Origin of the sequence: Nocardioides sp. NPDC057767 (assembly GCF_042798275.1) — a bacterium.
Lineage (GTDB): Bacteria > Actinomycetota > Actinomycetes > Propionibacteriales > Nocardioidaceae > Nocardioides.
In genome coordinates this window covers 105,539-128,599 of the sequence record NZ_JBHVKJ010000006.1, presented here as the reverse complement: position 1 = coordinate 128,599, position 23,061 = coordinate 105,539, and the positions used below count along the sequence as shown (strand labels likewise).

The following is a 23,061-nucleotide window of genomic DNA, read 5'->3' as shown; positions in this document are numbered from 1 at the left end:
GTCGTACGGGGTTGTACCCCGGCCTACTTGGGCTGGAAGCGCAGCGCTCCGTCGATGCGGATGACTTCGCCGTTGAGGTAGTCGTTCTCGGCGATGTGCGCGACCAGGGCGGCGTACTCCGAGGGGCTGCCCATCCGGTTCGGGAACGGCACGGCGGAGCCCCAGAACTTCTCGGCCTCGTCGCGCTCCATCTTGAAGGCGGGCGTGAAGAACGTGCCCGGCGCGATCGCCATCACCCGGATGCCGAGCTTGGACAGGTCGCGTGCCGCGGGGACGGTGAGGCCGACGACGCCGCCCTTGGCGGCGGAGTAGGCGGTCTGGCCGATCTGCCCCTCGAAGGCGGCGATGCTGGCGGTGTTCACCACGACCCCGCGGCAGCCGCCCTCGTCGGGCTCGTTCTTGGCCATCGCGGCCGCGCCCAGGCGCAGCACGTTGAAGGTGCCGTTGAGGAACAGGTTGATGTACCACTGGAACTGGTCCATCGGCGCGGGCGAGCCGTCGCGTCCGACGACGCGTGAGGCGCCGGCTCCGCCGCCGTGGGCGTTGACGACGACGCGCAAGGGGGCGAGATCGGCCGCCGCGGCCAGGGCCTCGTTGACGCTCGCCTCGTCGAGCACGTCGGTGCGGACGTACGTCACGTTGCCGCCGACCTCGGCGGCGAGCGACTTGCCGGCCTCATCGTTGAGATCGGCGATCACGACCGCCGTCCCGAGGCTGGCGAGCTTGCGCACCGTGGCCTCTCCCAGACCACCTGCGCCTCCCGTGACGATGGCCGATGCCTGACTGATGTCCATTGTCCAACTTCCTCTCGAGAGCCTGCGTCGGTCAGGGAACCACCGACCTCGCAAAGATGACACAAACGTCAGATCGAATCAAGAGGTAGCGAGAATTCCAACGGAAGACGGCGCTTTTCCGTGGGCGGCGGGGCGGATCGAGGTGTCAGATCGTGTGGCTGAAGAAGCCGCGTCTGATGCACGCGACCAGCAGTTCGATGATCTGGTCGTCGGTGGCGTCGGGCGCCATCTCCCGGAGTGCCTCAGGCAGCCGGGTGATCAGGGCGCGCAGGATCAGCGCGCCGGCCACCGGATCGAACGGATAGGTCCGCTGTGCCGAGGTCAGCGCGGCTTCGAGGGCGAGATCCATCGAAGCCTGGGCGTGTGCGCCGATAGCCGCGATCAGCTCGTCGTCGGTGGTCTGCTCGGTCCAGACGTCGATGGAGCCGCTGTACTTGCCCAGGTAGGCCATGAAGTCGCTCAACCACGTGCGAAGCTCGGTGTCATCGTCTGCACCGAGGTCGAGGCCGCGCATGCGGTCCGCCAGCTCGAGCGCTCGGCCGGCGGATTCGACGGTCACGGCGAGCAACAGGTCCTGCTTCTCGCTGAAGTACTTGTAGAACGTGCCGCGGGCGAAGCCGGCGTCGGCGACGATGTCGTCCACGCTCGTGCGGAAGTACCCCTTGCTCGTGAACTGCGCCGCACCTGCGTCGACAAGGCTGCGTACCGTCGCCGCTGCGCGCTTGCTCAGTGCTTCGGTGCGCTCCTCGACGGAGATCCCAGCGGTCTTGGGCGCGGGAGGGGACTCGATGGGCTCCGACCCGACGGTGCGATGGGCCAGACTCCCGAGGACCGTGTCAGACGACTGTGGGAAGACCAGCAGCTGGAGGAACAGCGACAGGTTCGAGATCAGGAGATCGGGATCGGCGTCGTAGACCCGATCGGTGTGGATGTAGAGGTTGAGTCGGTGGACCAGGGCGCTCACGACAGTTGCGGCGGTCACCGGATCGATGCCGTCGACCTCGGCGTCCTCGAGTCGCTCTGCGAGTCGCTTGTTGTACTTGGTGATGAAGCCCATGACTTCGGGACCGACCTCGGTGTCGACGGAGGCCACCACCGCCCACTGCACGAACATCGTCCGGTACTTCTCGAAGACCCAGCTCCACTCGCCGAGCCACCAGTGCAGGTTGTCGAGACCGATCTCGGTCGGGCCGAGCTGGCCGATCCGGCGGGCGACGCGGATCAACGCGGCGCCGCACTCGTTGAGGAGCTCGACGAAGATCTCGTCCTTGCCCGGGAAGTACTGGTAGAGCGTCGCACGCGAGACTCCGGCACCCTTGGCGATCGCGTCGACCGAGGTGTTGAAGAACCCCTGTTCCGCGAAGAGGCGCAACGAGACATCGACGATCTTTCGGCGTGTGTCAGCACCGCGTCGGCCCACCTCGGGGCTGGACGGGCCATAGCTGGACCGGCGGACGATCGTGTTATCTGACATAGGTGACCAGTGTAGGGCCTGGGCGCTTCCGTGTGGTGGCACGCCGTGCTTCGGCTGTGTCATGACGTGTGTCCGCCTCCGTTCGCAGTCGTCGGGCGGTCAGGATGCCTGCGGCGCGGGAACCAGGAAGTCGGCGGACCCGCTGATCGCCACCGCACCGGTCTGACGGGTACAGTTGAGCGACACGGTGACCAGCCGGCTCCCGTCCTCCTGCTCGCTGACCTGGTCGATCCGGCCGGAGCAGGTCAGCACGTCGTCGGGCCACACCTGCTCCCGGAAGCGCACCTGGAAGCGGTGTACGTTCGCGGGGCCCAGCCAGTCGGTGGCGAAGGTCGCGAGCAGGGCTGATTGATGCATGCCCTGGGAGAAGACCGACGGGTTGCCGGCCGCGCGGGCCATGGTGTCGTCGTAGTGCATCGGGTTGAGGTCGCCCGAAGCGCCGGAGTAGCGGACGAACATCTGACGGGTCAGCGGCCCGAACTCGCGCGGTGTCGCGGTGGTGCCGGGGACGAGGGCGATGGTCTGCTCGGTCACGAGGGGTCTCCCTTGGGGGCGGTCTGGATGAAGGTGGCGCGTGCCTCGGCGACCAGGTCGCCGGCCGGCGTACGGAACTCGGTGACCACCACGGCGAAGCTCATCTCCCCACCCCGCTTTCCGGGCTTGGTGTAGCGGTCGGCGACCCGCTCCTGGGCGACCAGGGTGTCGCCGGCGCGGGGGAGCGGTCCGTGGTAGAGGTACTCCTGCTCGCCGTGGAGCAGGCGGCGACGGTCGAACCCGACCACGACCCGGCTTCCCGGCGGCGCCCAGGTGGTCGCGGTGGTGAGGAACGTGGGCGGCACGATCGCGTCCGGTCCCTGGTAGGCGGCGCTGTCGGACTGCATCGCGGCGGCGAACTCGCGGATCTTGCCGCGCTCGACATGCACCTCGAACGGGGTTCCGACTGCGCCGACCGGCGAGGCCTCGGGGGTGGCTGTCGTCATCAGGTGGTGCTCCTTGTGGTGGTGTGCTCGGTGCTGGTGCGCTCGGTGAGGTAGTCCTCGACGAGCGCCAGGGCGGTTGCGGGGTAGCTGCGCGCGGTGGCCTCGTCGAGGCCGTCTGCGATGAGCAGGGTGGCGAGCCGATTGGTGATCAGACTCATCACCACCGCGGCGAGGAGGCGGTAGTAGCCGATGTCGCCGGTGAGCTTCCCGCCGAGCTCCTTGTAGCGTCGCAGGATCTCGGCGTCATCGGGCGTGCCGGGCTGGCGGGCGAAGCCGAGGGACTCGCACAGGTAGCGCTCGAACATCAGCCACCAGCCGACGTCGATGTCCGGCGGTCCGGTGGTGGCACCCTCCCAGTCGAAGAGCGCGGCGACGGAGAGATCCTCGGCGAAGCAGATGTTGCCGACGCGGGCATCACCCCAGACGACGCCCTCGGCGCTCGTGGTCGGGCAGGTCGTCACCAGGACGTCGAGGGCGCGTTGGATCAGGTCGGCCCCGACGGCGAGGTCGTCGGCGCACCAGGCGTGCCAGGCGAGCAGGTCGTCGAGGTAGCGCTGGAGGGCCGTCCTGTCGGCGGGGGCCTCGGGTCCCCGCAGGAATGAGAGGTCCTCGGCCGCGTTGACGGCGTGCACCGCGACCAGCGACCTCAGGGCGTTGTCGTAGAACAGCGCCCGCTCGGCCTCGGTGAGCTCGGTCGTCCAGCCACGCTTGTGCCAGCTGGGTACGTCGGAAGGGACCCGGCCGTCGACGCGGCGCATCAGGTAGAACGGCGCCCCCAGTACGGCCGGGTCCGGCTCGGTGAGTACCACCTCGGGGGTCGTCACACCCGGATGGCGGCCGAGCCGGCGCATCACCTCGGCCTGCCTGATCGCGTCGGGCGCCACGAAGACCTGGTGGACCTGGCTCTGCATCCGCAGCACCAGATCGTGCCGGGCCTCGTGCCCGTCGGCGGTCCAGGACGCGGTGAAGAACGCCGTCATGCCCGAGTATCCGGCATCGGGCGCGGTGAGGGAGGAGAGCATGAAGTCCTCGTGCCCAGCCGGCGCCAGGCGCTCGGGCAGCCAGGCGAGCAGGCGCTCGTGAAGGTCGCTCTCCCGTGTCTCTCGGTCGCTCGGACCGGCCATCTCGACTCCTCCTCGCAGGCGCTGCGCCGGTCTCGATCTGGACCGACCTCAGTGGTCATAATTGACCATCACTGTCAGAATAGCGTCATGACAGAGCAAATGAACAGGGCGTCGAGGGCCCATGCACGCGACGTCGGCAGCGCTCCGGCCACGGTGCCTCTGGGTGCGTACGCCCTACCGGGCCGCGTCTCCGACCCGACCCTCGGCATCGAACAGGCACAGGCGGCCGAGCGCCTCGGGTTGGAGACGCTGTGGCTCAGCGAGCGCTGGGGCACCAAGGACTTCGGCGTGCTGGCCGGCGCATTCAGTCAGGCCACCGACCGCATCCGCATCGCGGCCGGGGTCACCCACCTGCAGTCCCGGCACCCGGCGATGCTCGCCTCGATGGCGATGACGGCCCAGGCGCTCTCGGGCGGTCGGCTCGTCCTCGGTGTGGGACGCTCGGTCGACGCGATGTGGTCGGCGGTCGGACTGCCGAAGGCGACCAACGCCTCGATCGTGGACTCGCTCGACATCTTCCGGCGGCTGTGCCGTGGCGAGAAGGTGAAGTACGACGGTCCGGCGGGAACCTTTCCCTCGCTCCGCCTCAACGACCTCCCTGACCAGCCGGTTCCGCCAGTGGTCTTCGCCGCGATCGGCCCGAAGGGGCTCGCCTTGGCGGGCCGGCACTTCGATGGCGTACTCCTGCATCCGTTCCTGACGCCGGAAGCGGTCGGTCGCTCGGTCGCCACGGTGCGGGAGGCCGCCGACCAGGCGGGGCGTGACCCCGACGCGGTGCGCGTCTACGCCACCGTGGTGGCGGCCTCGGGCCTGCCGCCCGAGGAGGAGGCGGCGGTCGTCGGCGCCCGGGCGGTCACCTACTACCAGATCCCCGGCTTCGGAGAGCAGCTCGCGCGGGTCAACGGCTGGGACGTCCGCGACCTGGAACGGCTGCGCGCGCACCCGACCCTGGCGGGCATCAGGGGCGCCGCCGACTCGGTGCGTACGCGGGCTGAGCTGACCGGGGTCGCGCAGGCACTCCCGGCCCCGTGGGTCGAGGACGCCGCGGCCCTCGGGTCGCGGGACGAGTGCCTGGCGACCTTCGAGCGCTATCGCGCGGCTGGTGCCGACGAGCTGGTGCTCCACGGCAGCACACCCGACCAGCTCGGCTGGCTTCGGAGGGATCTCTGACAGGCCTTGCGCAGAAGTGACATTACTGCCAGAATCACGCAGTGTGGGCGGCGTCACATGCCGTCTTTCGGAGAGGAATCGCATGTACGACTACCTGGGCAGCTACATCGCCGGGTCCTGGGTCCCCAGTGCAGGAGACCCGCTCGCGGTGACGTCGCCGGCGAGCCTCGAGACGATCGGTCATGTCAGCGTCGCCACTCGTGACGACGTTGACGCCGCCGTGCGAGCCGCCCGGGCCGCGCTGGCCGACGAGAAGTGGGCGAGCACCACACCGGTCGAGCGCGGTGCGCTGATCGGCCGGCTCGCGGACGCGCTGGAGAAACGCGCCGCCGACTTCGGCAACCTGGTCTCCGCTGAGGTGGGGTCACCGCGCAAGTGGGCGACCATGGGCCAGATCGGCACCGCCCTCGGCGTGCTGCGCACCTACGAGAAGCTCACGGGCGAGCACACCTTCGAGGAGACCCGCCGCTCGATGCTGGGTGGCGAGGTGGTTGTCCGTCAGCTGCCCGTCGGCGTGGTCGGCGCGATCGTGCCGTGGAACGCTCCGTTGTTCACCGCCCTGCTCAAGCTCGCCCCCGCCCTGGCCGCCGGCTGCACCGTCGTGCTCAAGCCGTCGCCGGAGGCGCCGCTGACGGTCTGCAAGCTCACCGAGCTCTTCGACGAGATCGGCCTCCCGCCCGGCGTGGTCAACATCGTCCCCGGTGACGTCGCGACGGGGGAGGCCCTGGTGGCCAACCCCGGCGTCGACAAGATCAGCTTCACCGGCTCCACCGCCGCGGGCAAGCGGATCGGTGCGGCCTGTGCGGCAGACGTACGCCGGGTCTCGCTCGAGCTCGGCGGCAAGTCGGCCGCGATCCTGCTCGACGACCTCGACCTCGACCGCCGCACCGTCACCGGCATCGTGAACGGCGTGATGGGCAACGCCGGGCAGATCTGCGTCGCCCAGACCCGCATCCTCGCGCCCCGTTCGCGCTACGACGAGGTGGTCACGGCGCTCGCCGAGGCCACCGACGCACTCGTGCTCGGCGACCCCGCCGACCCGGCCACGCAGATCGGCCCGGTGATCTCCGAGGACGCGCGCGACCGGGTCCGGCGCCACGTACGGGAGGCCGCCGAGGCGGGCGCCCGGGTCGCGACCGCGGTCGGCGACGAGCCCGGCCCGGGATGGTATCTCCGTCCGGTCGTGCTCGCCGACGTCACCAACGACATGGCCGTCGCCCGCCAGGAGATCTTCGGCCCGGTCGCGGTCGTCATCGGCTACGACACCGTCGAGGAGGCCGTCGCCGTGGCGAACGACTCCGACTACGGGCTCGCGGGCGCGGTCTGGTCGGGCGACCGCGAGCGTGCCTATGAGGTCGCCGCCCAGCTGAGGGTCGGCTCCGTCTCGGTCAACGCCGCGTCGCCGATGGACCTCGGCAGCCCGTTCGGCGGCTTCAAGCAGTCCGGCATCGGCCGGGAGGGCGGCCCGGAGGCGATCAGCGCCTTCCTCGAGCCCCAGACCATCATCCGCTGAGAGGAACCAGACACGTGGAGACCCAGGCCGCAGTCCTGTGGGAGCGCAACGCTCCCTGGTCCATCGAGACCATCGAGCTCGACCCGCCCAAGGCCGAGGAGGTGCTGGTCGAGCTGCACGCCTCGGGCATGTGCCACTCGGACGAGCACATCGTCACCGGCGACATGCCGTTCAGCCTGCCCTGCATCGGTGGGCACGAGGGCGCCGGTGTCGTCCTCGAGGTCGGCGAGCACGTCTCCTGGCTCAAGCCCGGTGACCACGTCGTCTTCGGCTTCATGCCCTCGTGCGGCCGCTGCCCCTCGTGCGCGAGCGGCCACCAGAGCCTGTGCGACCTCGGCGCCAAGATCTACAGCGGACGCCAGATCTTCGATGACACCGCCCGCCACCACGTACGCGGCCAGGACCTGGCGCTGGCCTGTGGCGTCGGCTCGTTCTCCCACCACACCGTGGTCCACGAGGCCAGCTGCATCAAGATCGAGCCGCATCATGCGCTCGACCGGGCCTGCCTGCTCGGCTGTGGTTTCGTGACCGGCTGGGGCTCGGCGGTCTACGCCGCGGACGTACGTCCCGGGGACACGGTCGTCGTCGCCGGCGTCGGCGGCATCGGTGCCGCCGCCGTCCAGGGCGCCCGGCTCGCCGGCGCCCGCACGATCACCGCGATCGACCCCTCGGAGTTCAAGCGCGAGCAGGCGGTCAAGATGGGGGCGACCCATGTGGCGGCCTCCTGGGAGGAGGCCCGCGAGGTCGTCGCCGAGGCGACCTGGCACCGTGGGGCCGACAAGTTCATCTGCGCGATGGGCGTCGGGCAGGGCGACCTGATCGGGCAGGCACTGGCGATGACGGCCAAGCGTGGCCGAGTCGTCGTCACCAACATCCACCCGATGACCGAGCGGTCGATCTCCGCGAACCTGATGGATCTCACCCTGATGGAGAAGCAGATCGTCGGCACCCTCTACGGCTCCGCCAACCCGCGCTACGACATCCCGCGCCTGCTCGAGCTCACCAGCGCGGGCGACGTCGACCTGGACGCGATGGTCACCCGCACCTACCCGCTGGCCGGCATCAACGACGGCTACGACGACATGCGGGCAGGCCGCAACGTACGGGGCGTGCTGCGCTACCCGGCCGCCGACCGTCAGCCGAGCGCCTGAGATGAGCTCGCCGACCCCCGCCGGCCCGCTCGCCGGACTGCGCGTGCTCGAGCTCGCCGGCATCGGCCCGGCGCCGTACGCCTGCCTGCTCCTGGCCGAGCTGGGGGCCGAGGTCATCCGGATCGACCGGGCTTCGAGCGTGGGCAAGCGGCCGACACCGCTGCAGCGCAGCCGCGCGAACCTTGCGGTCGACCTCAAGACCGAGGCGGGCCGAGGCCTCGTGCTGCGGATGGTGCGCGACGCCGATGTCCTCGTCGAGGGGTTGCGGCCGGGCGCGACCGAGCGGCTCGGCCTGGGCCCCGATGACTGTCTCGCCGTCAATCCGAGCCTGGTCTACGGCCGGATGACCGGCTGGGGACAGGACGGGCCGCTGGCCCGGACCGCGGGCCACGACATCACCTACGCAGCACTCACCGGTGCGCTCCACGTCACCGGTGGCGCCGACAAGCCGCGGCAGGCGGCCAACCTGGTTGCCGACTTCGGCGGCGGCGCGATGTTCCTGGTGACCGGCATCCTGGCGGCGCTGCACGAGCGCACCACCAGCGGGCGTGGCCAGGTCGTCGACGCGGCGATGGTCGACGGGGTCAGCTCGCTGATGACCGTCATCTACGGCCAGCACGCGCTCGGGCAGTGGCGCGACGAGCGCGAGGCCAACCTGCTCGACGGCGGGCGGCCCTACTACGACACCTACCGGTGCGCCGACGGCCGTTTCGTCGCGGTCGGCGCGATCGAGCCGGACTTCTTCGCCGCCCTGATGAAGGGCACCGGTCTCGACTTCGACCAGCACGACCGCGACGCGTGGCCGGCGATGCGGGCCGCGCTCGAGGAGACGTTCGCGAGCCGCACCCGCGACGAGTGGGCGGAGGTCTTCGCCGAGACCGATGCCTGCGTCGCGCCGGTGCTCAGTCTCGCCGAGGCGCCCGAGCACCCGCACCTGCGCGCCCGCGGCGTCTTCGAGCCCGACGCCGACGGCTCCCGGCCTCGGGTCGCGCCGCGCTTCTCGCGCACGCCCGGCCTTCCTCCCGGCGATCCGCACGTCGCCGGCCAGGACAGCCGGACCGTCCTGACAGCCTCCGGCCTCGCCGAGCACGAGATCGATGACCTGGTCGCCGCAGGCGTGGTCCGTCAGGCGAGCGATCGCCCCACCCCAACGTACGAACTGATGGAGACCCGGCAATGAACCTGACCATGCTGCTGGAGATGGCCGCCGACGGATTCGGCGACCGCGTCGTGATCGGACGCCGCGAGGACGGCCTGACGGCCACCGGCCTTCGTGAGGCGGCCCTGCGCGGCGCCGCGGAGATCGAGGCCCACGGCGCCGACGCCGTCGTCTACCTGGCCGCCAACGGACCTGCCTTCCCCGTCGCGATGTTCGCGGCCGCGTATGCCGGAGTGCCGCTGGTGCCGCTCAACTTCCGGCTGGGCGTCGAACAGCTCGAAGGGCTGCTCGAGAAGCACCCCGGCGCGCTCGGCATCGGCGACACCACGGCGCTCCCGATCCTGGCGCGTAGCGGCATCGTCGCGCTCGGGGTCGAGGAGTGGCTCGTCCGGACCACCTTCGGTGGGGAGGTGGACGAGCGGTTCGTCGACAACGACGTCCCGGCGGTGGTCATCTACACCTCCGGCACCACCTCGGCGCCCAAGGGCGTGCTGCTGCGGCACGGCAACCTCACCTCCTACGTCCTCAGCACCGTGGAGTACGCAGGGGCCGGGGATGACGAGGCGGCGCTGGTCAGCGTTCCGCCTTACCACATCGCCGCGGTGGCGAACGTGATCACGAACCTGTACGCCGGTCGCCGGGCGATCGTGCTCGAGCGGTTCACCCCTGAGGAGTGGCTCGACCTCGTTCGCGACCAGGGCATCACCAACGCGCTCGTCGTGCCGACGATGCTCAGCCGGATCGTGGACTGCACCGCCGACAAGTCGGTGCCCACGCTGCGTACGCTCGCCTACGGCGGTGCCCCGATGCCGGGCGCGGTGATCAACCGGGCGCTGGCGCTGTGGCCGCACATCGACTTCGTCAACGCCTACGGCCTGACCGAGACCAGCTCGACCGTCGCCGTCCTCACCCCCGAGGACCACCGCGAGGCACAGGCCGCCGACACCCCCGACGGCCGGGCTCGGCTCTCCTCGGTCGGTCGCCCCGTCCCCGGCGTCGAGATCCAGATTCGCGGCATCGACGACGACGTTCTGCTCCCCGGCCAGCCGGGCCGGATCTGCGTACGCGGCGAGCAGGTCTCTGCCGAGTACGCCGGCATCGGCCGTCTCGTCGACGACGACGGCTGGTTCGACACCCGCGACGAGGGCTACCTCGACGAGGAGGGCTACCTCTTCATCGGCGGGCGCAGCGACGACACCATCATCCGCGGTGCGGAGAACATCGCCCCGGCCGAGATCGAGGACGTCCTCTTCCGGCACCCGGCCGTTGCCGACGCCGCCGTGGTCGGCATCCCCGACGAGGAGTGGGGTCACCGGATCACCGCGGTGGTCGTGCTGCGCGTGGGGGCCGAGGCCGACGCCGAGGAGCTGCGCGAATTCGTCCGCGAGCGGCTGCGGTCGAGCAAGACCCCCGACGAGATCGCCTTCTGGAGCGAGATGCCGCGCACCGAGACCGGCAAGCTGGTACGCCGCCACGTCGTCGCGCAGTTCTCGGCGGAGCGTGTCTGATGGACCTATCCGTGTGGGCGGGCGAGCAGCCCGACAAGGCGGCGGTGATCGACGCCGCCGGTGCAGTGATCACGTACGCCGAGCTCGAAGCGGCCTCCAACCGGATCGCCCACCTCTTCCGTGAGCTCGGGCTGAGCCGCGGTGACCACATCGCGATCCTCTCCGAGAACCGGCTCGACCTGTTCCCGGTGCTGTGGGCCGCACAGCGCACCGGCCTCTACTACACGCCGGTGAACTGGCACCTGACCGCAGGGGAGGCTGCCTACGTCGTCGAGAACTGCGGCGCCCGGCTGGTCGTCGCGAGCGCGACGCTGGCCGACCTGGCCGCCGAGCTGCCCGAGGTCGAGCACCGGTTCTCGCTCGGCGGTGCGGTGCCCGGCCACGAGCCGCTGGAGCCGCGGGTCGAGTTGCTGCCCGCGACGCCGGTCGAGGACCAGTCCGAGGGCTGCTACATGCTCTACAGCTCGGGCACCACCGGGCGTCCCAAGGGCATCCTGCCGATGATGCCGGATGCGCCCTTCGGCACCGGCATGCCGTTCGACCACCTGATGCAGTCCGCCTTCGGCTTCTCGCCGGAGACCATCTATCTCAGCCCGGGACCGCTCTACCACGCTGCACCGCTGGGCTGGAGCCTCGGCGCGATCCGCGCCGGCGGCACGACGGTGATCATGGACCGCTTCGACCCTGAGATCGTGCTCCGGCTGATCGAGCGCGACAAGGTCACGCATGCGCAGTTCGTGCCGACCATGTTCGTCCGGATGCTCAAGCTGCCCGACGACGTACGCTCCACGTACGCCTTGGACTCCCTGCGCCTGGTCATCCACGCGGCCGCGCCATGCCCGGTCGAGGTCAAGCGGGCGATGATCGAGTGGCTCGGCCCGATCCTGGTCGAGTTCTACGCCGGCAGCGAGGGCAACTGCTTCTTCAGCATCGACAGTCCCACCTGGCTCGACCACCCCGGCTCGGTGGGCCGCTCGGTGCTGGGCGTCGTGCACGTCTGCGACGAGAGCGGCCGCGAGCTGCCGACGGGCGAGGTCGGCCAGCTCTGGTTCAGCGACGCGTCCCCGTTCGAGTATCACGGCGACCCGGAGAAGACCGCGGCCGCCTTCGACGCGCGCGGTTGGTCGACACTCGGGGACCTGGGCCGGGTCGACGAGGACGGCTTCCTCTACCTGGCCGACCGGCGCACCGACCTGATCATCTCCGGTGGCGTGAACATCTATCCCCGCGAGATCGAGGAGGCGCTGATCCTGCACCCCTCGGTCGCCGACGTCGCGGTCCTCGGTGTGCCGGACGTGGAGTTCGGCCACCGTGTCCACGCCGTCGTATCGCCCGCCGACGGGATCGTGCCCGGGCCCGAGCTCGAGGCCGAGCTCACCGCGTACGTCCGCCAGCAGGTCGCCGGCTTCAAGATCCCGCGCTCGTGGGCCTTCGAGGACGTGCCGAGGCTGCCGAGCGGGAAGATCCTGCGCCGGGTGCTGCTGGAGCGCTTCCGCTCGGAGGCGGTCTGACCTACAGCACCAGCTCGGCCATCGTCCTCAGCAGCGGCAGGTCGCCGGACACCAGCAGAGTGGTGGCCGGAGACTCCTGCCAGGCCGCGAGGTCGTCGCGGATCTTCTCCTTCGGTCCGACCAGGCACATCTCCTCGACCATCGCGGTAGTGACCGCAGCGACCGCCTCGCCCCTGTGGCCGGCCAGGAAGAGGTCCTGGATGCGGGTGGCCTCGCGCTCGTAGCCGAGCCGGCAGAACTTCTCGAAGTGGAAGTTGGCGCTCTTGGCGCCCATCCCACCGACGTACAGGGCGATGGCGGGGCGCAGCCGGTCGGCGGCGGCCTCGACGTCGTCGTCGATGGCCACGCTGACCATCGGCAGTATCTCGAAGTCCTCGGGCGTGCGTCGCGCGCCCGGCCTCGACCACCCCCGGCGCAGCTGGTCGAGCGCGTCGTCGACCTGCGTGGGGGAGAACAGGATCGGCAGCCATCCGTCGGCGATCTCCGCGGCCAGCTCGACGTTGCGGGGGCCCTCGGCGGCGAGCAGGATCGGCGGCCCCGGCTTGCGCGGGTGGGTGATCAGCCGCAGCGGCTTGCCGAGACCGGTTCCGCCGGGGTGCGGCAGCGGGTAGTGAGGGCCGGCGCTGGCGACCGGGTCCTCGCGGGCCAGGGTCTGCCGGACGACGTCGACGTACTCGCGGGTCCGGGCGAGGGGGCGCGGGAACGGGGCGCCGTACCAGCCCTCGACGATCTGCGGGCCGGAGACTCCCAGGCCGAGGGTGAAGCGGCCTTCGCTGAGGTGGTCGAGGGTCATCGCCGCCATTGCGGTTGCCGTCGGCGTACGCGCCGAGAGCTGGGCGATGCTGGTGCCCAGGCGCAGCCGGGTCGTGACGCTGCCGAACCACGCCAGCGGCGTCAGCGCGTCGGACCCGTACGCCTCCGAGGTCCACGCCGAGTCGTAGCCCATCGCCTCCACTGCGGCGAGAGTGGCGGGTACGTCGTGGGGCGGCGTCGCGCCCCAGTAGCCCAGGTGCCAGCCCAGCTTCATCGCACGTGCCGGTCATCGGCGTGGGCGCGCCGGAGGACCTGGTCGCGGCGCTCGGTGATCGTGGATGCGACGGCACCGTGGAATCCGCCGCGGGCGGCATGCTCGTAGTGCTGCTCCAGGGCCTCGTCGGCGGGCAGGCCATCGTTCTCGCGCCAGTCCTGGCGTAGGGCCGCGACCATCGCCGGGTCCTGGTCTGCGATGGCGACAGCGAGGCTTCCGGCGACATCGAGCAGCTCGGCGGGCGACACCACATGGTTGACCAGGCCGATCCGGAGAGCGGTCGCAGCGTCGACGAAGTTGCCGGTCAAGGACATCTCGCGGGCCCAGGCCGAGCCGACCCGCCGGGGCAGCTGCACCGCGACAGGGCCGGGGTAGACGCCCACGCGAAGGTGGGTGTCGGCGAAGCGGGCGCGCTCGGAGGCGACGATGAAGTCACACGCCAGCGCAAGCTCGAGCCCGCCGGCCACGGCGGGGCCGTTGACCGCCGCGATGACCGGCACCCGTGAGGCGGCGGTGGTGGCGATGAACGGCGGGATGTCGGTGATCCGCTCGACCCCTGGGTCGCGCAGGTCGAGACCTGCGCAGAAGGCCGGGCCGGCGCCGGTCAGCACGATCGCCCGGGCATCCTGGGCGGCCTCGATCGCCGCACAGGTCGCGGAGGCCAGGTCGGCGTTCATCGCGTTGCGCCGTCCGGGCCGGTCGAGGGTGATGACCACGACGTCGGCGTCGCGCTCGATCCGGACCAGGTGGTCCTCGCTGGCAGTCATGGCGACTCCTTGGAGTTGACTGTTTCTGACACTACCGCCATATTCGATCAGTGTCAGCGGAGCGATCCCAGACGGACGCGCGGCCATGAAGCCGTCCGTCAGATTGTCGAATCTGACACATGGTACGTATATCTACGCCCGGCCCGTCTCAGTCGGCTCTCCGGCGATCCACACCGCCCGGACGTGGTCGCGGCTCGGGGCGGCGAGTGCTGCGGCGAGCGGTCTGTCGAGAAGCACGAGGTCGGCGGGCAGGCCGGGTGCGATCCGGCGTGGTGCGCCACCGGGGTCGTCGGCCGGGCTGAGGTAGCCGGCGAGCGCCGTCGCGGCGCTGACCCTCTCGGCGGCGCCGACGGTCCGGCCCAGGGAGGTGGCGCGGCTGGTTGCCGACCGGATGACGCGCCACGGGTCGGGGTCGCCGTACGGGGCGTCGCTGGAGCAGGCGACCCGAACACCGTCGGAGAGCAGCCCGGCGTACGGATAGAGATGAGGTAGGTCGGCGGGGTCGACGTCACGGAGGTAGTCCTCCCCGCGGGTGCGCAGGAAGTCCGGCTGGGTCACGACCGCCACGCCGAGCCGCGCCAGGCCGGCACCGAGGCCGTCGGGAACCACGGCGGCGTGTTCCACCCGGTCGCCTGCGAGCGCTCCGACCTCCTCGAGCGCGACCACGGTGAGCACCAGCGACTCGCGGGTGACACAGTGCACGGCGACCGGGCGTCCTGCTCGGTGGCTGTGGGCGATCTCCGCGGCCAGGTCGTCGAAGTCGGGCAGGTCGTGATCGCGCAGCAGCAGCTTGCGCGGGCCGCCGGTGAGGCCGGCGGGCAGCGCGGCGCCGGTGGGCGCGCCGAGCAGGGTGAGCCGCTGCGGGACCGCGCCGCTGTCGGCGGCGACGGCGAGCAGGTCGACCGCCGCGGGGTCGAGATCGGGGGTGGCGTCGGTGAGCCCGGTGATGCCGTAGGACGCCAGCCGCCGGGCCGTGGCGGCCAGGTCCGGGGGTGAGTGGGGGAGAGCCGGCCGGAGCCGGTCGTCGTAGCGCCACAGGCGTCCGGTGGGGTTCCCGTCGCCGTCGCGCTCGACATCGGCGGTGTCGTCCAGTACGTGCTGGACCCGATCGAGCGCGGCGCTGTTGAGCATCCACAGTGCGCCGCTGCGGTGCTGGACCCGCACCGGTACGTCGCTCCTGATCCGGTCCAGCGTGTGCCGGTCGAGCGGGCCGGAGATCGACTCGTGGTAGCCCACCCCGCGCACCCAGCCGGCCTGTGCGGGCGCTCGGCGGAGTGCGTACACGAGGCCGGACGTGTCGTGCGCGGCGGCGGGGGAGCAGTCGACGGATTCGGCGGCCCGGGCCAGGGCGAACAGGTGGATGTGGTGGTCGTGCAGGCCCGGCAGCAGCGCGCCGCCGTCTCCGCCGACCACCTGGGCGATGCTCTTGCGGTGGATCTGTGGGGGCTGCAACCCGGTGACTCGCCCGTGGGCCAGGTGGACGTCGCAGCGCCTGCCATCCACCTCGACGTCGGCTATGACGAGGGGCGTCATCCGTCCGCCTGCCGGGGCATCGGCGGTGCGACCGGGACCGCACCCTCCGCGTACTCGACCCACCAGCCATCCCGCCGCCGGACGACCTGATGCTCGGGTGTGCCGCCCGTGGCGGCCTCGCTGGCCACATGGAGCATGGAGACGTCGATCAGCATGGCCTCCTCCCCGGTCAGGGCCGCCTGTGCCGCGACGGCGGCGGCCACGCCGGCGAGCGGGTCGGCGAGCGCGTCGCCTGCTGGAAGCAGGTCGCCGCCGTCGGGAACCACGAGGCCGGCCGCGGCGGCCACGTCATCACCGAAGCCGACGGCGTCGGAGTCCCGCCCGCGAGCGGTGATGCTGATCCAGCACGTGCCGCCCGCGACGATGTCGGCGGCGTCGAGGCCGAGCTGGCGCAGCGCACGTGGCCGGGAGGCCTCGAGGACCAGGTCCGCGGAGGCGACGAGGTCACGCAATTGGTCGCGCTCGGTGGTGAAGTCGAGCCGGACCGCCTCATGGCCGGCATGGAGGAGCTCGAAGAACGCGGGTGGGCCCGAGCGGGCGCCGTCGGGGCGGGCCGTGCTCTCCACCTTGATGACCCGAGCGCCGAGGCGACCGAGGAGATGGGCGCACAGCGGCCCGGCCCACAGACTGGTGAGGTCGACCACGAGCGGCTGCTCGCGCACCGCCCGGTCGCCGATCGTCGTGACGACGACGCCAGGCCGGTCGGCCGGAGGGTTCGTGGGTACGACGCCCCCGGGCAGGCCGAGCAGCTGGATCCGTTCCTCGGCTTCCGCCGCCGTCGTAGCGCGCAGCCAGCCTGCCACGGCAGACCAGGGGTCCTCCGCCGGTCGGCTGTCGCTCTCGGCGACCAAGGCGGGGACCAGGTCGACATCAGATTCCCGTGCCAGCGACAACCCGACGTACCCATCCTCCGCCGGCAGCACTCGAAACGCTCCGCCGCACGACCACGGCCCGTTGCGGCCCAGCCCGGCGTACGCCGCCCGCTCGCCGAGCAATCCGGGGATCTCGAACCCCAGCCCGGCGAGCTGCTCGCGGACCTGCAGGGCCGCGCGACCGGGGGCAAGCAGCGGAGGGCCACTCGGGCGGCCGGTCAGCGCCATTGCGCCGGAGGCCGCCCACGCTGCCACCGGGTCAGAGCCGGCCATCGACCAGCCCCCACTCCAGTGCCGTCCCCACCCCGATCCGGTCCCCGGTCAGGGCCAGGAACGCCGTACGCCACGGTCCGATCCGCTGCGTCAACGAGACCGTCCCACCCGCGCCCGGGATGAGGCCCATCGCGAGCTCGGGCAGCTGGAAGAACGCATCGTCGCGCGCCACCACCTCGGCTGCGAACGACGGCACCTCCACCCCCGCACCGATGCACGCCCCATGGACCTCGACCCGGACCCGGTCTCCCAGTTCGTGCATCAGTCGTCCAGCGCTGCGTCCGAGGCGTACGAGATGGGCGGCGGCGGGATCCGCGGCGGTCCCGAACTCGGCGAGGTCGCCGCCGGAGCAGAAGGAGCGGCCTGCCCCGCGGAGCACGACGCTGCTCAGGCTGTCGTCGGCCAGGGCCAGCTCCAGACCCTCGATGAGCCCGTCGCGGACCGCCCGGCCGAACGCGTTATGACGCTCGGGTCGGTTGAGGGTGATGGTGAGAATGTCGCCGTCTCGGTCGAGCAGGACCGGCCGGCTGTCGTCGGGCACGGGGGCGGTCGGTGTACGGGCTCGCCAGGCCCGGAACTCGGATCCGGCGAGAAGGGTCGAGTAGGCCAGAGACTCCAACTGGAGGTGATCGGCCACCGTTCCTCGAGGGGCCATGCGCAGGAGATTCGCAAGGGTCAGCGCCGCGGTAGGCGCTGTCCGAACGGTTGCGCTGATGCGCTCGAGTGCGTCAGTGTCGGCAGGCACCCAGGCGTGACCCGGGCCAGCCGGGGCCAGAGTTGTCGTGAGGGCCTTGAGCAGCGGCGCGAGGCTCGGCGAGACTGGTTCCGTGGCGATGCCGACCGTCACTACGGTGGGCTTGGACTGCTCGCTGCAGGCGCGGGAGACCAGCTCGGGAGGCGCGTCGCGGGCGGCGTCGAGATCGACGACGGCGAGCGGACTCTGGTCAGGGTCACCGGTCAGCACTGCCGCACCGTGTGCCAGCGCGCCCAGGTCGGTGACTCCGCTCGTGTTCGTGATGCCCACGACGACGGATCTTGCCACCGTTCACCCGGTTCCGTGTAGGGCAGGCCGGAATCTCAGCGTGCGAGCAACGCGCGTGCCATGACCAGTCGCTGAATCTGATTGGTGCCCTCGTAGATCTGTGTGATCTTGGCGTCACGCATCATGCGCTCGAGGGGGAAGTCGCGCGTGTAGCCGCATCCTCCGAGGAGCTGAACGGCATCGGTGGTGACCTGCATCGCGACGTCGGAGGCGAAGCACTTCGCAGCCGCTCCGAAGAACGACAGGTCGGGGTCGCTGCGCTCCGACTTCGCCGCGGCGACGTACACCATGATGCGTGCCGCCTCGAGCTTCATCCCCATGTCGGCGAGCATGAACTGCAGGCCCTGGAAGTCGCCGATCCTCTTGCCGAACTGCTTGCGTTCGCGCACGTAGTCGAGCGCATGGTCAAGGGCACCCTGGGCGATGCCGACGGCCTGTGCGCCGATGGTCACGCGCGTGTGGTCCAGGGTCTGCAGGGCAAGCTTCAGTCCCTCACCCTCCCGGCCGACCATCCGATCCTCCGGGATCCGTACGTCGTCGAATCGGAGCTCTCGGGTCGGGGACCCCTTGATGCCCAGCTTCCGCTCCGGAGCGCCGAACGTGAAGCCCTCGTCGTTGCGTTCCACCACGAACGCGGTGACGTTCGCGCCTCGGCGCCCGTCGGGGTCGGTGACGGCGAGGACGGTGTAGTACTCGGCCGCGCCGGCGTTCGTGATCCACGACTTCTGGCCGTTGAGGACCCAGTCGTCGCCTGCCCGGGTGGCGCGGCACTTCATGGACGCCGTGTCGCTGCCGGCTTCGCGTTCGGAGAGCCCGTAGGCGAACAGCGCATCGCCGCGCGCGACGGGAGGGAGGTAGGTGGCCTTCAGTTCCTCCGACGCCCCCAGCAGCAGCGGCATCGTCCCCAGCTTGTTCACCGCGGGGATCAGCGAGGAGGAGGCACACGCGCGGGCCACCTCCTCGATGACGATGCAGGTCGCGAGCGCGTCGGCGCCGGCGCCTCCGTACTGCTCAGGAATATGGGGGGCGTGGAAGTCCCCGGCACGTAGCGCGTCGTACGCGGCCTGGGGGAAGGTGCTGTTCTCGTCGACCTGAGCCGCCTCGGGCGCGATCTTGCTCTCGGCAAGCGCACGCACCGCCTCCCGGAGATAGCCGTGCTCCTCGCTGATCCGGAACATGTCGAAATCGGACGTACTCGTCATGGTCTGCCTGCCTCAGTAGTTGTAGAAGCCGCGGCCGGCCTTGCGGCCGAGGAGACCGGCGTCGACCATGCGGAGCAGCAGCGGAGGAGCGGCGTACAGGGGCTCCTTGAACTCCTCGTAGAGGGAGTCCGCGACTGCCTTGGTGGTGTCGAGCCCGATCAGGTCCGCCAGGGCCAGCGGGCCCTGCGGGTGGGCCGCCCCGAGCACGAGTCCGCGGTCGATGTCCTCAGCATCTGCGAACCCCGACTCGAGCATGCGGATCGCCGAGAGGACGAACGGGATCAGCAGTGCGTTGACCACGAAGCCGGCGCGGTCGGGGCAGTCGATCGCCTCCTTGCCGAGGACATCCTGGACGAACCTACGCGACCTCTCGGTGACGTCGGGCGAGGTGATCAGGGACGGGACGAGCTCGACGAGCTTGAGCACCGGGACAGGGTTGAAGAAGTGGATGCCGATCACGTTCTCAGGACGCGTGGTGGCGACGCCGAGCTTCATGATCGGGATCGATGAGGTGTTGGAGGCGAGGATCGCGTCTGGCGACTCGACGATCTTGTCGAGCTGAGTGAACAGGTCGGTCTTGGCCTGCTCGTCCTCGACGATCGCCTCGACCACGACCTCGCGGTCGGCCAGCGCGTCGAGCGAGATCTCGAGCCGGATCCGTTCCAGCACCGCGGCGGCCGAGCCGATCTTGCCCTTGTCCTCTGCGCGCTTCAGCGACTTCGTCAGACGTGCCTGTCCGGCCTCGGCCGCCGGCGCGCTCGACTCCACGACGACCACCTCCATCCCGGCTCGTGCCGAGACCTCCGCGATGCCCGCGCCCATCAGGCCGCAACCGACTACGCCGATCCTGTTCACTGTTCTGCTCTCTGTTGATCGAAGCGGGGATGGTCACACACGGGCAGCGGATCAGGACTTGCAGTGACTCACTTGCCTCTTGGACATCTCCCAGGACGTCCGACCAATAGAGCGGACCTGTCTGACGAGGTCAATGAAGTCCGCCATGACTCCACTCCGAGGGATGGCGAGTTCACCCCTGTGGAGGGAAGGTCACGCCCAGGCAACACATCTAGCGTCAGGACGCGTGACGCGGCCCGTCCGGTCGCGTCGACAGCCTGTGACAGGAGCGAAACGATGGGTCGAATGCCAGATGATGTCATCAACCACGAGCTGAGCCTGGTGTGGCAACAGATCTTCACCTGGGCGAGCTGGGCGATCGTGGCGGTGATGCTCGCCATCGCCGTGACGATGTGGGTGCGACAGCGCACGCCGTTCTACCTGATCGCGTGTCTCGCTGCGGGCGTTGCCGCCTACGCCGAGCCCCTCTACGACGTGGCCTTCGACCTCTGGTTCTACGACGCCCACAACGGGGAGCCCGGCGCGATGTGGTCGCACTTCACGGCGTTCGGTGTGGTGCAGCCGAACTGGTCGCACAGCGGCTACGTCATCCTCTACGCCAGCGCCTGCCTCTATGCCGGCCGTCGGATCTACCAAGGCAGGCTGGGTGGCAAGGGGCTGTTCGTCATCTGGGCCGCCGAGATCGCCGCCTCGTGCGTCTTCGAGGTCATCGGCACCGGCACCGACGTCTACACCTACTACGGCCCGTACGAGCTTCGGATCTGGAACTACCCCCTGGTGATCGGCGTCCTCGAGGGCACCCAGGTCGTGCTCTTCACGATCGTCGCGGTGCACATCTGGCGCCGGGTCGAGTCCGCGTGGGGGCTCACCAGCCTGTTCATCGTCTTCCCGATGACCTTCTTCGCGGCCAACTTCGGGATCGGTGCGCCGATCATCATCGCGCTGCACCTCGATGGGGCCGAGTTCTCGCGCGGCCTCGTCTGGGCCGCCACGTTCCTGACCATCGCGATGTGCGCGGCGGTCGTGAACGGCCTGACGAGGTTCCTGCCCGACCCGATCGGCTCCGGCGAGCCGGAGGTCGCTCCGGAGCCGGCATCGTCGGTGCGGGCCTGACCCGGGCCTGACGCACGATTCTGCAGGTCACGGCGAGCAAGAACACCCCGTCGGACGGTCAACCCCCCACTACGGGAGGACGCCCCGGAGGGCGGCGGAACCTACGTTTGAACGAGGCCGGTATCCGGCCCCCGTCCGCCCAGTGGGCCCGATCAGGAGGTACACAGTTGAGTACGTTCAAGGATGCTGACGAGGTCTACGCCTTCATCGGCAAGGCCATGGAGGCTTGCGTCGTCGAGCCGAAGTTCGTCGAAGCCACCAAGGACGGCAATCTCGTCGTCCTGATCCAGCAGACCGACCCCGAGGCCCATGTCCTGGTCGACTTCCCGGGGCAGAAGGTCCTGACCGGGGATGCGGCGAAGGCGGCAGCCTCCACGGTCCAGCTCCGGATGAGCTCCGACAACGCCAACAAGTTCTGGCAGGGCAGGCTCAACTTCACCCTCGCCATGGCGCAGCGCAAGGTCAGGCTCGAGGGCAAACGGACCACGGCGCTCGCGCTGCTTCCGCTGACCGACCCGATCTTCGAGACGTACAAGGCCATCCTCGCCGAGGCCGGCCGCACCGACCTGCTCGTCGACTGACGGCCGGTCCTTCCACCCTCCCGGCAATGACACGAGCAGGAGCCAACATGACTGACAAGATGACCGAGGACGAGTTCGAGGGCGCCTTCGCCAAGGCGCAGGAGCTCTCGCAGTTCTTCCGTGAGATCGGCCCGAAGTACGACGAGGAGAACACGTTCGCATTCCCCTCGATCGCGGCCTTCAAGAAGAGCGGGCTAGGAGCGCTGTCCGTTCCGAAGGAGTACGGCGGCCTGGGCGGCGACCTGCTCGACACGTCGCGCGTGGTGAGCGAGCTCTCCCGGGGCGACTCGGCCATCACCCTCTCCTACAACATGCACTACATCATGGTCGGCATCACCATGAGCCTGATGAGCGAGACCCAGAAGAAGCACTGGCTGGGACGCGTGGTCGACGGCGACATCATGTTCGGCCCGTTCTCCGAGCAGCGCGCCGGCTTCAGCGGCCTCGCTGACATGAAGGCTGTCCCGCAGCCCGAGGGTGGCTGGAAGCTCTACGGCAAGAAGGTGTGGGGCACGCTCTGCGAAGCCTCCGACATCGTGACGACCAACGCGACGATCACCGACGCCGAGGGCAACCTGCCCGAGGACTTCGAGGAGCGGGTCAACGCCGAGTCGTTCTTCATCGGCGACTTCAAGGTCGACGAGAACGGCCAGGGCGATGGCGTCCGTATCGAGAAGACCTGGAACGCGCTGGGCATGCATGCCACCGGCACCCAGACCATCGTCTTCGACGGCTACTACGTGCCCGAGGACGGTTTCATCTGCGAATGGCGTTCGGGTGCCTTCGGCGTCCTCGAGTGGGCGTCGCTGATGTTCGCCAGCATCTACCTGGGCATGCAGGCGCGCATCCTCGAGGAGTCGCGTGCGGTCCTCTCCAAGAAGACCCTGGGCGCCGTGTTCGGCGCGGTCGTCGCATCGGACGTCAAGGTCTCCGGTGTGGGACACATCATCGACGGCATCGGCGACATGGCCTCACGCTACGAACTCTCCCGTCGTGTGCTCTACCGCACCTGCACCGAGGTCTCGGAGGGTTATGACGACAACTGGCCGATCGAGCTGCGCTTCCCGTACATCGGTCTGGCCAAGACGTTCATCGCCGAGAATGTCATGCACATGAGCAAGCACGCGATGAGTATGGTCGGCGGGTCGTCGTTCAAGAAGGGTGCCATCTTCGAGCGCCTCTACCGCGACTCGGCCGCCTCGATGTTCCAGCCGCTGAACGCAGACCAGTCCCGCACCTACATCGGGGAGAACCTGCTCGCCCCGGAGGAGCTCGACGACTGATCTCACCGCACAGCCGACGTCGGCCTGCCCCTGTCCGGGGGCGGGCCGACGTCGATTTCGGGTCTCCGAAGCAGCTTTCAGATCGGCACCGTGACCCCAGCTGTCCACTCCTACGGGCAGTGCTGATCA

At 70.0% G+C, this 23,061-nt stretch carries 21 protein-coding genes; 9 read left to right on the top strand and 12 right to left on the bottom strand.

Annotated elements, in window-relative coordinates:
* Positions 1-23 precede the first annotated feature (23 nt).
* The 5 genes from ACFVDI_RS05550 to ACFVDI_RS05530 form a co-directional block, all read right to left on the bottom strand.
* The gene (locus ACFVDI_RS05550) at positions 24-794 is read right to left on the bottom strand and encodes an SDR family NAD(P)-dependent oxidoreductase (protein WP_179658638.1); all 771 of its coding nucleotides are present in this window, start codon (positions 792-794) and stop codon (positions 24-26) included.
* Between the two features lie 145 nt (positions 795-939).
* Positions 940-2,268: a TetR/AcrR family transcriptional regulator gene (locus ACFVDI_RS05545; protein ID WP_350716022.1), complete on the bottom strand. Its 1,329-nt coding sequence runs from the start codon at positions 2,266-2,268 to the stop codon at positions 940-942.
* Positions 2,269-2,367: 99 nt separating this feature from the next.
* A complete protein-coding gene (locus ACFVDI_RS05540; protein WP_350716024.1) occupies positions 2,368-2,802 on the bottom strand; it encodes a MaoC/PaaZ C-terminal domain-containing protein in 435 nt (144 codons plus the stop codon).
* Positions 2,799-3,248 (bottom strand): MaoC family dehydratase N-terminal domain-containing protein, encoded by a 450-nt coding sequence (locus tag ACFVDI_RS05535; protein WP_179658635.1) that lies wholly within the window; start codon positions 3,246-3,248, stop codon positions 2,799-2,801. The genes ACFVDI_RS05540 and ACFVDI_RS05535 overlap by 4 nt, the downstream gene beginning before the upstream one ends.
* Positions 3,248-4,372 carry a phosphotransferase family protein gene (locus ACFVDI_RS05530; protein ID WP_350716025.1) on the bottom strand — a complete coding sequence of 375 codons (1,125 nt, stop codon included), beginning with the start codon at positions 4,370-4,372 and terminating at the stop codon, positions 3,248-3,250. Before ACFVDI_RS05530 ends, ACFVDI_RS05535 begins: the two co-directional genes overlap by 1 nt.
* Before the next feature lie 87 nt (positions 4,373-4,459).
* Here ACFVDI_RS05530 and ACFVDI_RS05525 point away from each other — a divergent pair, with 87 nt between their 5' ends.
* From ACFVDI_RS05525 to ACFVDI_RS05500, 6 genes are all read left to right on the top strand, one after another.
* Positions 4,460-5,542 carry a TIGR03857 family LLM class F420-dependent oxidoreductase gene (locus ACFVDI_RS05525; protein ID WP_246321488.1) on the top strand — a complete coding sequence of 361 codons (1,083 nt, stop codon included), beginning with the start codon at positions 4,460-4,462 and terminating at the stop codon, positions 5,540-5,542.
* 82 nt (positions 5,543-5,624) lie between these two features.
* The gene (locus ACFVDI_RS05520) at positions 5,625-7,055 is read left to right on the top strand and encodes an aldehyde dehydrogenase family protein (RefSeq protein ID WP_179658633.1); all 1,431 of its coding nucleotides are present in this window, start codon (positions 5,625-5,627) and stop codon (positions 7,053-7,055) included.
* 14 nt (positions 7,056-7,069) lie between these two features.
* The gene (locus tag ACFVDI_RS05515) at positions 7,070-8,206 is read left to right on the top strand and encodes an NDMA-dependent alcohol dehydrogenase (RefSeq protein WP_179658632.1); all 1,137 of its coding nucleotides are present in this window, start codon (positions 7,070-7,072) and stop codon (positions 8,204-8,206) included.
* A gap of 1 nt (position 8,207) precedes the next feature.
* Complete coding sequence (locus ACFVDI_RS05510; protein WP_350716027.1) at positions 8,208-9,386, top strand: CaiB/BaiF CoA-transferase family protein; 1,179 nt, start codon at positions 8,208-8,210, stop codon at positions 9,384-9,386.
* Positions 9,383-10,873, top strand: coding sequence for a class I adenylate-forming enzyme family protein (locus ACFVDI_RS05505; protein WP_179658630.1), 1,491 nt, complete (start codon positions 9,383-9,385; stop codon positions 10,871-10,873). The genes ACFVDI_RS05510 and ACFVDI_RS05505 overlap by 4 nt, the downstream gene beginning before the upstream one ends.
* On the top strand, positions 10,873-12,384 hold the full coding sequence (locus ACFVDI_RS05500; RefSeq protein ID WP_350716028.1) for an AMP-binding protein: 1,512 nt from the start codon (positions 10,873-10,875) through the stop codon (positions 12,382-12,384). The genes ACFVDI_RS05505 and ACFVDI_RS05500 overlap by 1 nt, the downstream gene beginning before the upstream one ends.
* Before the next feature lies 1 nt (position 12,385).
* On the opposite strand, the gene ACFVDI_RS05495 is transcribed toward ACFVDI_RS05500, so the two are convergent.
* The 7 genes from ACFVDI_RS05495 to ACFVDI_RS05465 form a co-directional block, all read right to left on the bottom strand.
* On the bottom strand, positions 12,386-13,411 hold the full coding sequence (locus ACFVDI_RS05495) for an LLM class F420-dependent oxidoreductase (protein WP_350716029.1): 1,026 nt from the start codon (positions 13,409-13,411) through the stop codon (positions 12,386-12,388).
* Entirely contained in the window at positions 13,408-14,178 is a 771-nt protein-coding gene (locus ACFVDI_RS05490) for an enoyl-CoA hydratase-related protein (RefSeq protein ID WP_350716030.1), read from the bottom strand. The genes ACFVDI_RS05495 and ACFVDI_RS05490 overlap by 4 nt, the downstream gene beginning before the upstream one ends.
* A 132-nt stretch (positions 14,179-14,310) precedes the next feature.
* Positions 14,311-15,711 (bottom strand): amidohydrolase family protein, encoded by a 1,401-nt coding sequence (locus tag ACFVDI_RS05485; protein ID WP_350716031.1) that lies wholly within the window; start codon positions 15,709-15,711, stop codon positions 14,311-14,313.
* Positions 15,708-16,856 (bottom strand): CoA transferase, encoded by a 1,149-nt coding sequence (locus ACFVDI_RS05480; RefSeq protein WP_179658625.1) that lies wholly within the window; start codon positions 16,854-16,856, stop codon positions 15,708-15,710. The genes ACFVDI_RS05485 and ACFVDI_RS05480 overlap by 4 nt, the downstream gene beginning before the upstream one ends.
* The gene (locus ACFVDI_RS05475; RefSeq protein ID WP_350716032.1) at positions 16,843-17,880 is read right to left on the bottom strand and encodes an enoyl-CoA hydratase/isomerase family protein; all 1,038 of its coding nucleotides are present in this window, start codon (positions 17,878-17,880) and stop codon (positions 16,843-16,845) included. Before ACFVDI_RS05475 ends, ACFVDI_RS05480 begins: the two co-directional genes overlap by 14 nt.
* 53 nt (positions 17,881-17,933) lie before the next feature.
* Positions 17,934-19,100: an acyl-CoA dehydrogenase family protein gene (locus ACFVDI_RS05470; RefSeq protein WP_350716033.1), complete on the bottom strand. Its 1,167-nt coding sequence runs from the start codon at positions 19,098-19,100 to the stop codon at positions 17,934-17,936.
* 12 nt (positions 19,101-19,112) lie between these two features.
* The gene (locus ACFVDI_RS05465) at positions 19,113-19,955 is read right to left on the bottom strand and encodes a 3-hydroxybutyryl-CoA dehydrogenase (protein ID WP_179658624.1); all 843 of its coding nucleotides are present in this window, start codon (positions 19,953-19,955) and stop codon (positions 19,113-19,115) included.
* A gap of 285 nt (positions 19,956-20,240) precedes the next feature.
* On the opposite strand from ACFVDI_RS05465, the gene ACFVDI_RS05460 reads away from it, so the two are divergent.
* The 3 genes from ACFVDI_RS05460 (at position 20,241) to ACFVDI_RS05450 (ending at position 22,932) form a co-directional block, all read left to right on the top strand.
* Complete coding sequence (locus ACFVDI_RS05460) at positions 20,241-21,068, top strand: hypothetical protein (RefSeq protein WP_246321487.1); 828 nt, start codon at positions 20,241-20,243, stop codon at positions 21,066-21,068.
* Between the two features lie 167 nt (positions 21,069-21,235).
* Positions 21,236-21,649 carry an SCP2 sterol-binding domain-containing protein gene (locus tag ACFVDI_RS05455; RefSeq protein WP_179658622.1) on the top strand — a complete coding sequence of 138 codons (414 nt, stop codon included), beginning with the start codon at positions 21,236-21,238 and terminating at the stop codon, positions 21,647-21,649.
* A 47-nt stretch (positions 21,650-21,696) separates the two neighbouring features.
* Positions 21,697-22,932 (top strand): acyl-CoA dehydrogenase family protein, encoded by a 1,236-nt coding sequence (locus tag ACFVDI_RS05450; protein ID WP_179658621.1) that lies wholly within the window; start codon positions 21,697-21,699, stop codon positions 22,930-22,932.
* The last annotated feature ends 129 nt before the right edge of the window (positions 22,933-23,061 follow it).

Excerpts from the sequence above, each read along its gene's own strand:
- ACFVDI_RS05550 (WP_179658638.1), bottom strand. The coding sequence starts at position 794 with ATGGACATCAGTCAGGCATCGGCCATCGTCACGGGAGGCGCAGGTGGT.
- ACFVDI_RS05545 (WP_350716022.1), bottom strand. The coding sequence starts at position 2,268 with ATGTCAGATAACACGATCGTCCGCCGGTCCAGCTATGGCCCGTCCAGC.
- ACFVDI_RS05535 (WP_179658635.1), bottom strand. The coding sequence starts at position 3,248 with ATGACGACAGCCACCCCCGAGGCCTCGCCGGTCGGCGCAGTCGGAACC.
- ACFVDI_RS05530 (WP_350716025.1), bottom strand. The coding sequence starts at position 4,372 with ATGGCCGGTCCGAGCGACCGAGAGACACGGGAGAGCGACCTTCACGAG.
- ACFVDI_RS05525 (WP_246321488.1), top strand. The coding sequence starts at position 4,460 with ATGACAGAGCAAATGAACAGGGCGTCGAGGGCCCATGCACGCGACGTC.
- ACFVDI_RS05520 (WP_179658633.1), top strand. The coding sequence starts at position 5,625 with ATGTACGACTACCTGGGCAGCTACATCGCCGGGTCCTGGGTCCCCAGT.
- ACFVDI_RS05510 (WP_350716027.1), top strand. The coding sequence starts at position 8,208 with ATGAGCTCGCCGACCCCCGCCGGCCCGCTCGCCGGACTGCGCGTGCTC.
- ACFVDI_RS05505 (WP_179658630.1), top strand. The coding sequence starts at position 9,383 with ATGAACCTGACCATGCTGCTGGAGATGGCCGCCGACGGATTCGGCGAC.
- ACFVDI_RS05500 (WP_350716028.1), top strand. The coding sequence starts at position 10,873 with ATGGACCTATCCGTGTGGGCGGGCGAGCAGCCCGACAAGGCGGCGGTG.
- ACFVDI_RS05495 (WP_350716029.1), bottom strand. The coding sequence starts at position 13,411 with ATGAAGCTGGGCTGGCACCTGGGCTACTGGGGCGCGACGCCGCCCCAC.
- ACFVDI_RS05490 (WP_350716030.1), bottom strand. The coding sequence starts at position 14,178 with ATGACTGCCAGCGAGGACCACCTGGTCCGGATCGAGCGCGACGCCGAC.
- ACFVDI_RS05485 (WP_350716031.1), bottom strand. The coding sequence starts at position 15,711 with ATGACGCCCCTCGTCATAGCCGACGTCGAGGTGGATGGCAGGCGCTGC.
- ACFVDI_RS05480 (WP_179658625.1), bottom strand. The coding sequence starts at position 16,856 with ATGGCCGGCTCTGACCCGGTGGCAGCGTGGGCGGCCTCCGGCGCAATG.
- ACFVDI_RS05470 (WP_350716033.1), bottom strand. The coding sequence starts at position 19,100 with ATGACGAGTACGTCCGATTTCGACATGTTCCGGATCAGCGAGGAGCAC.
- ACFVDI_RS05460 (WP_246321487.1), top strand. The coding sequence starts at position 20,241 with ATGCCAGATGATGTCATCAACCACGAGCTGAGCCTGGTGTGGCAACAG.
- ACFVDI_RS05450 (WP_179658621.1), top strand. The coding sequence starts at position 21,697 with ATGACTGACAAGATGACCGAGGACGAGTTCGAGGGCGCCTTCGCCAAG.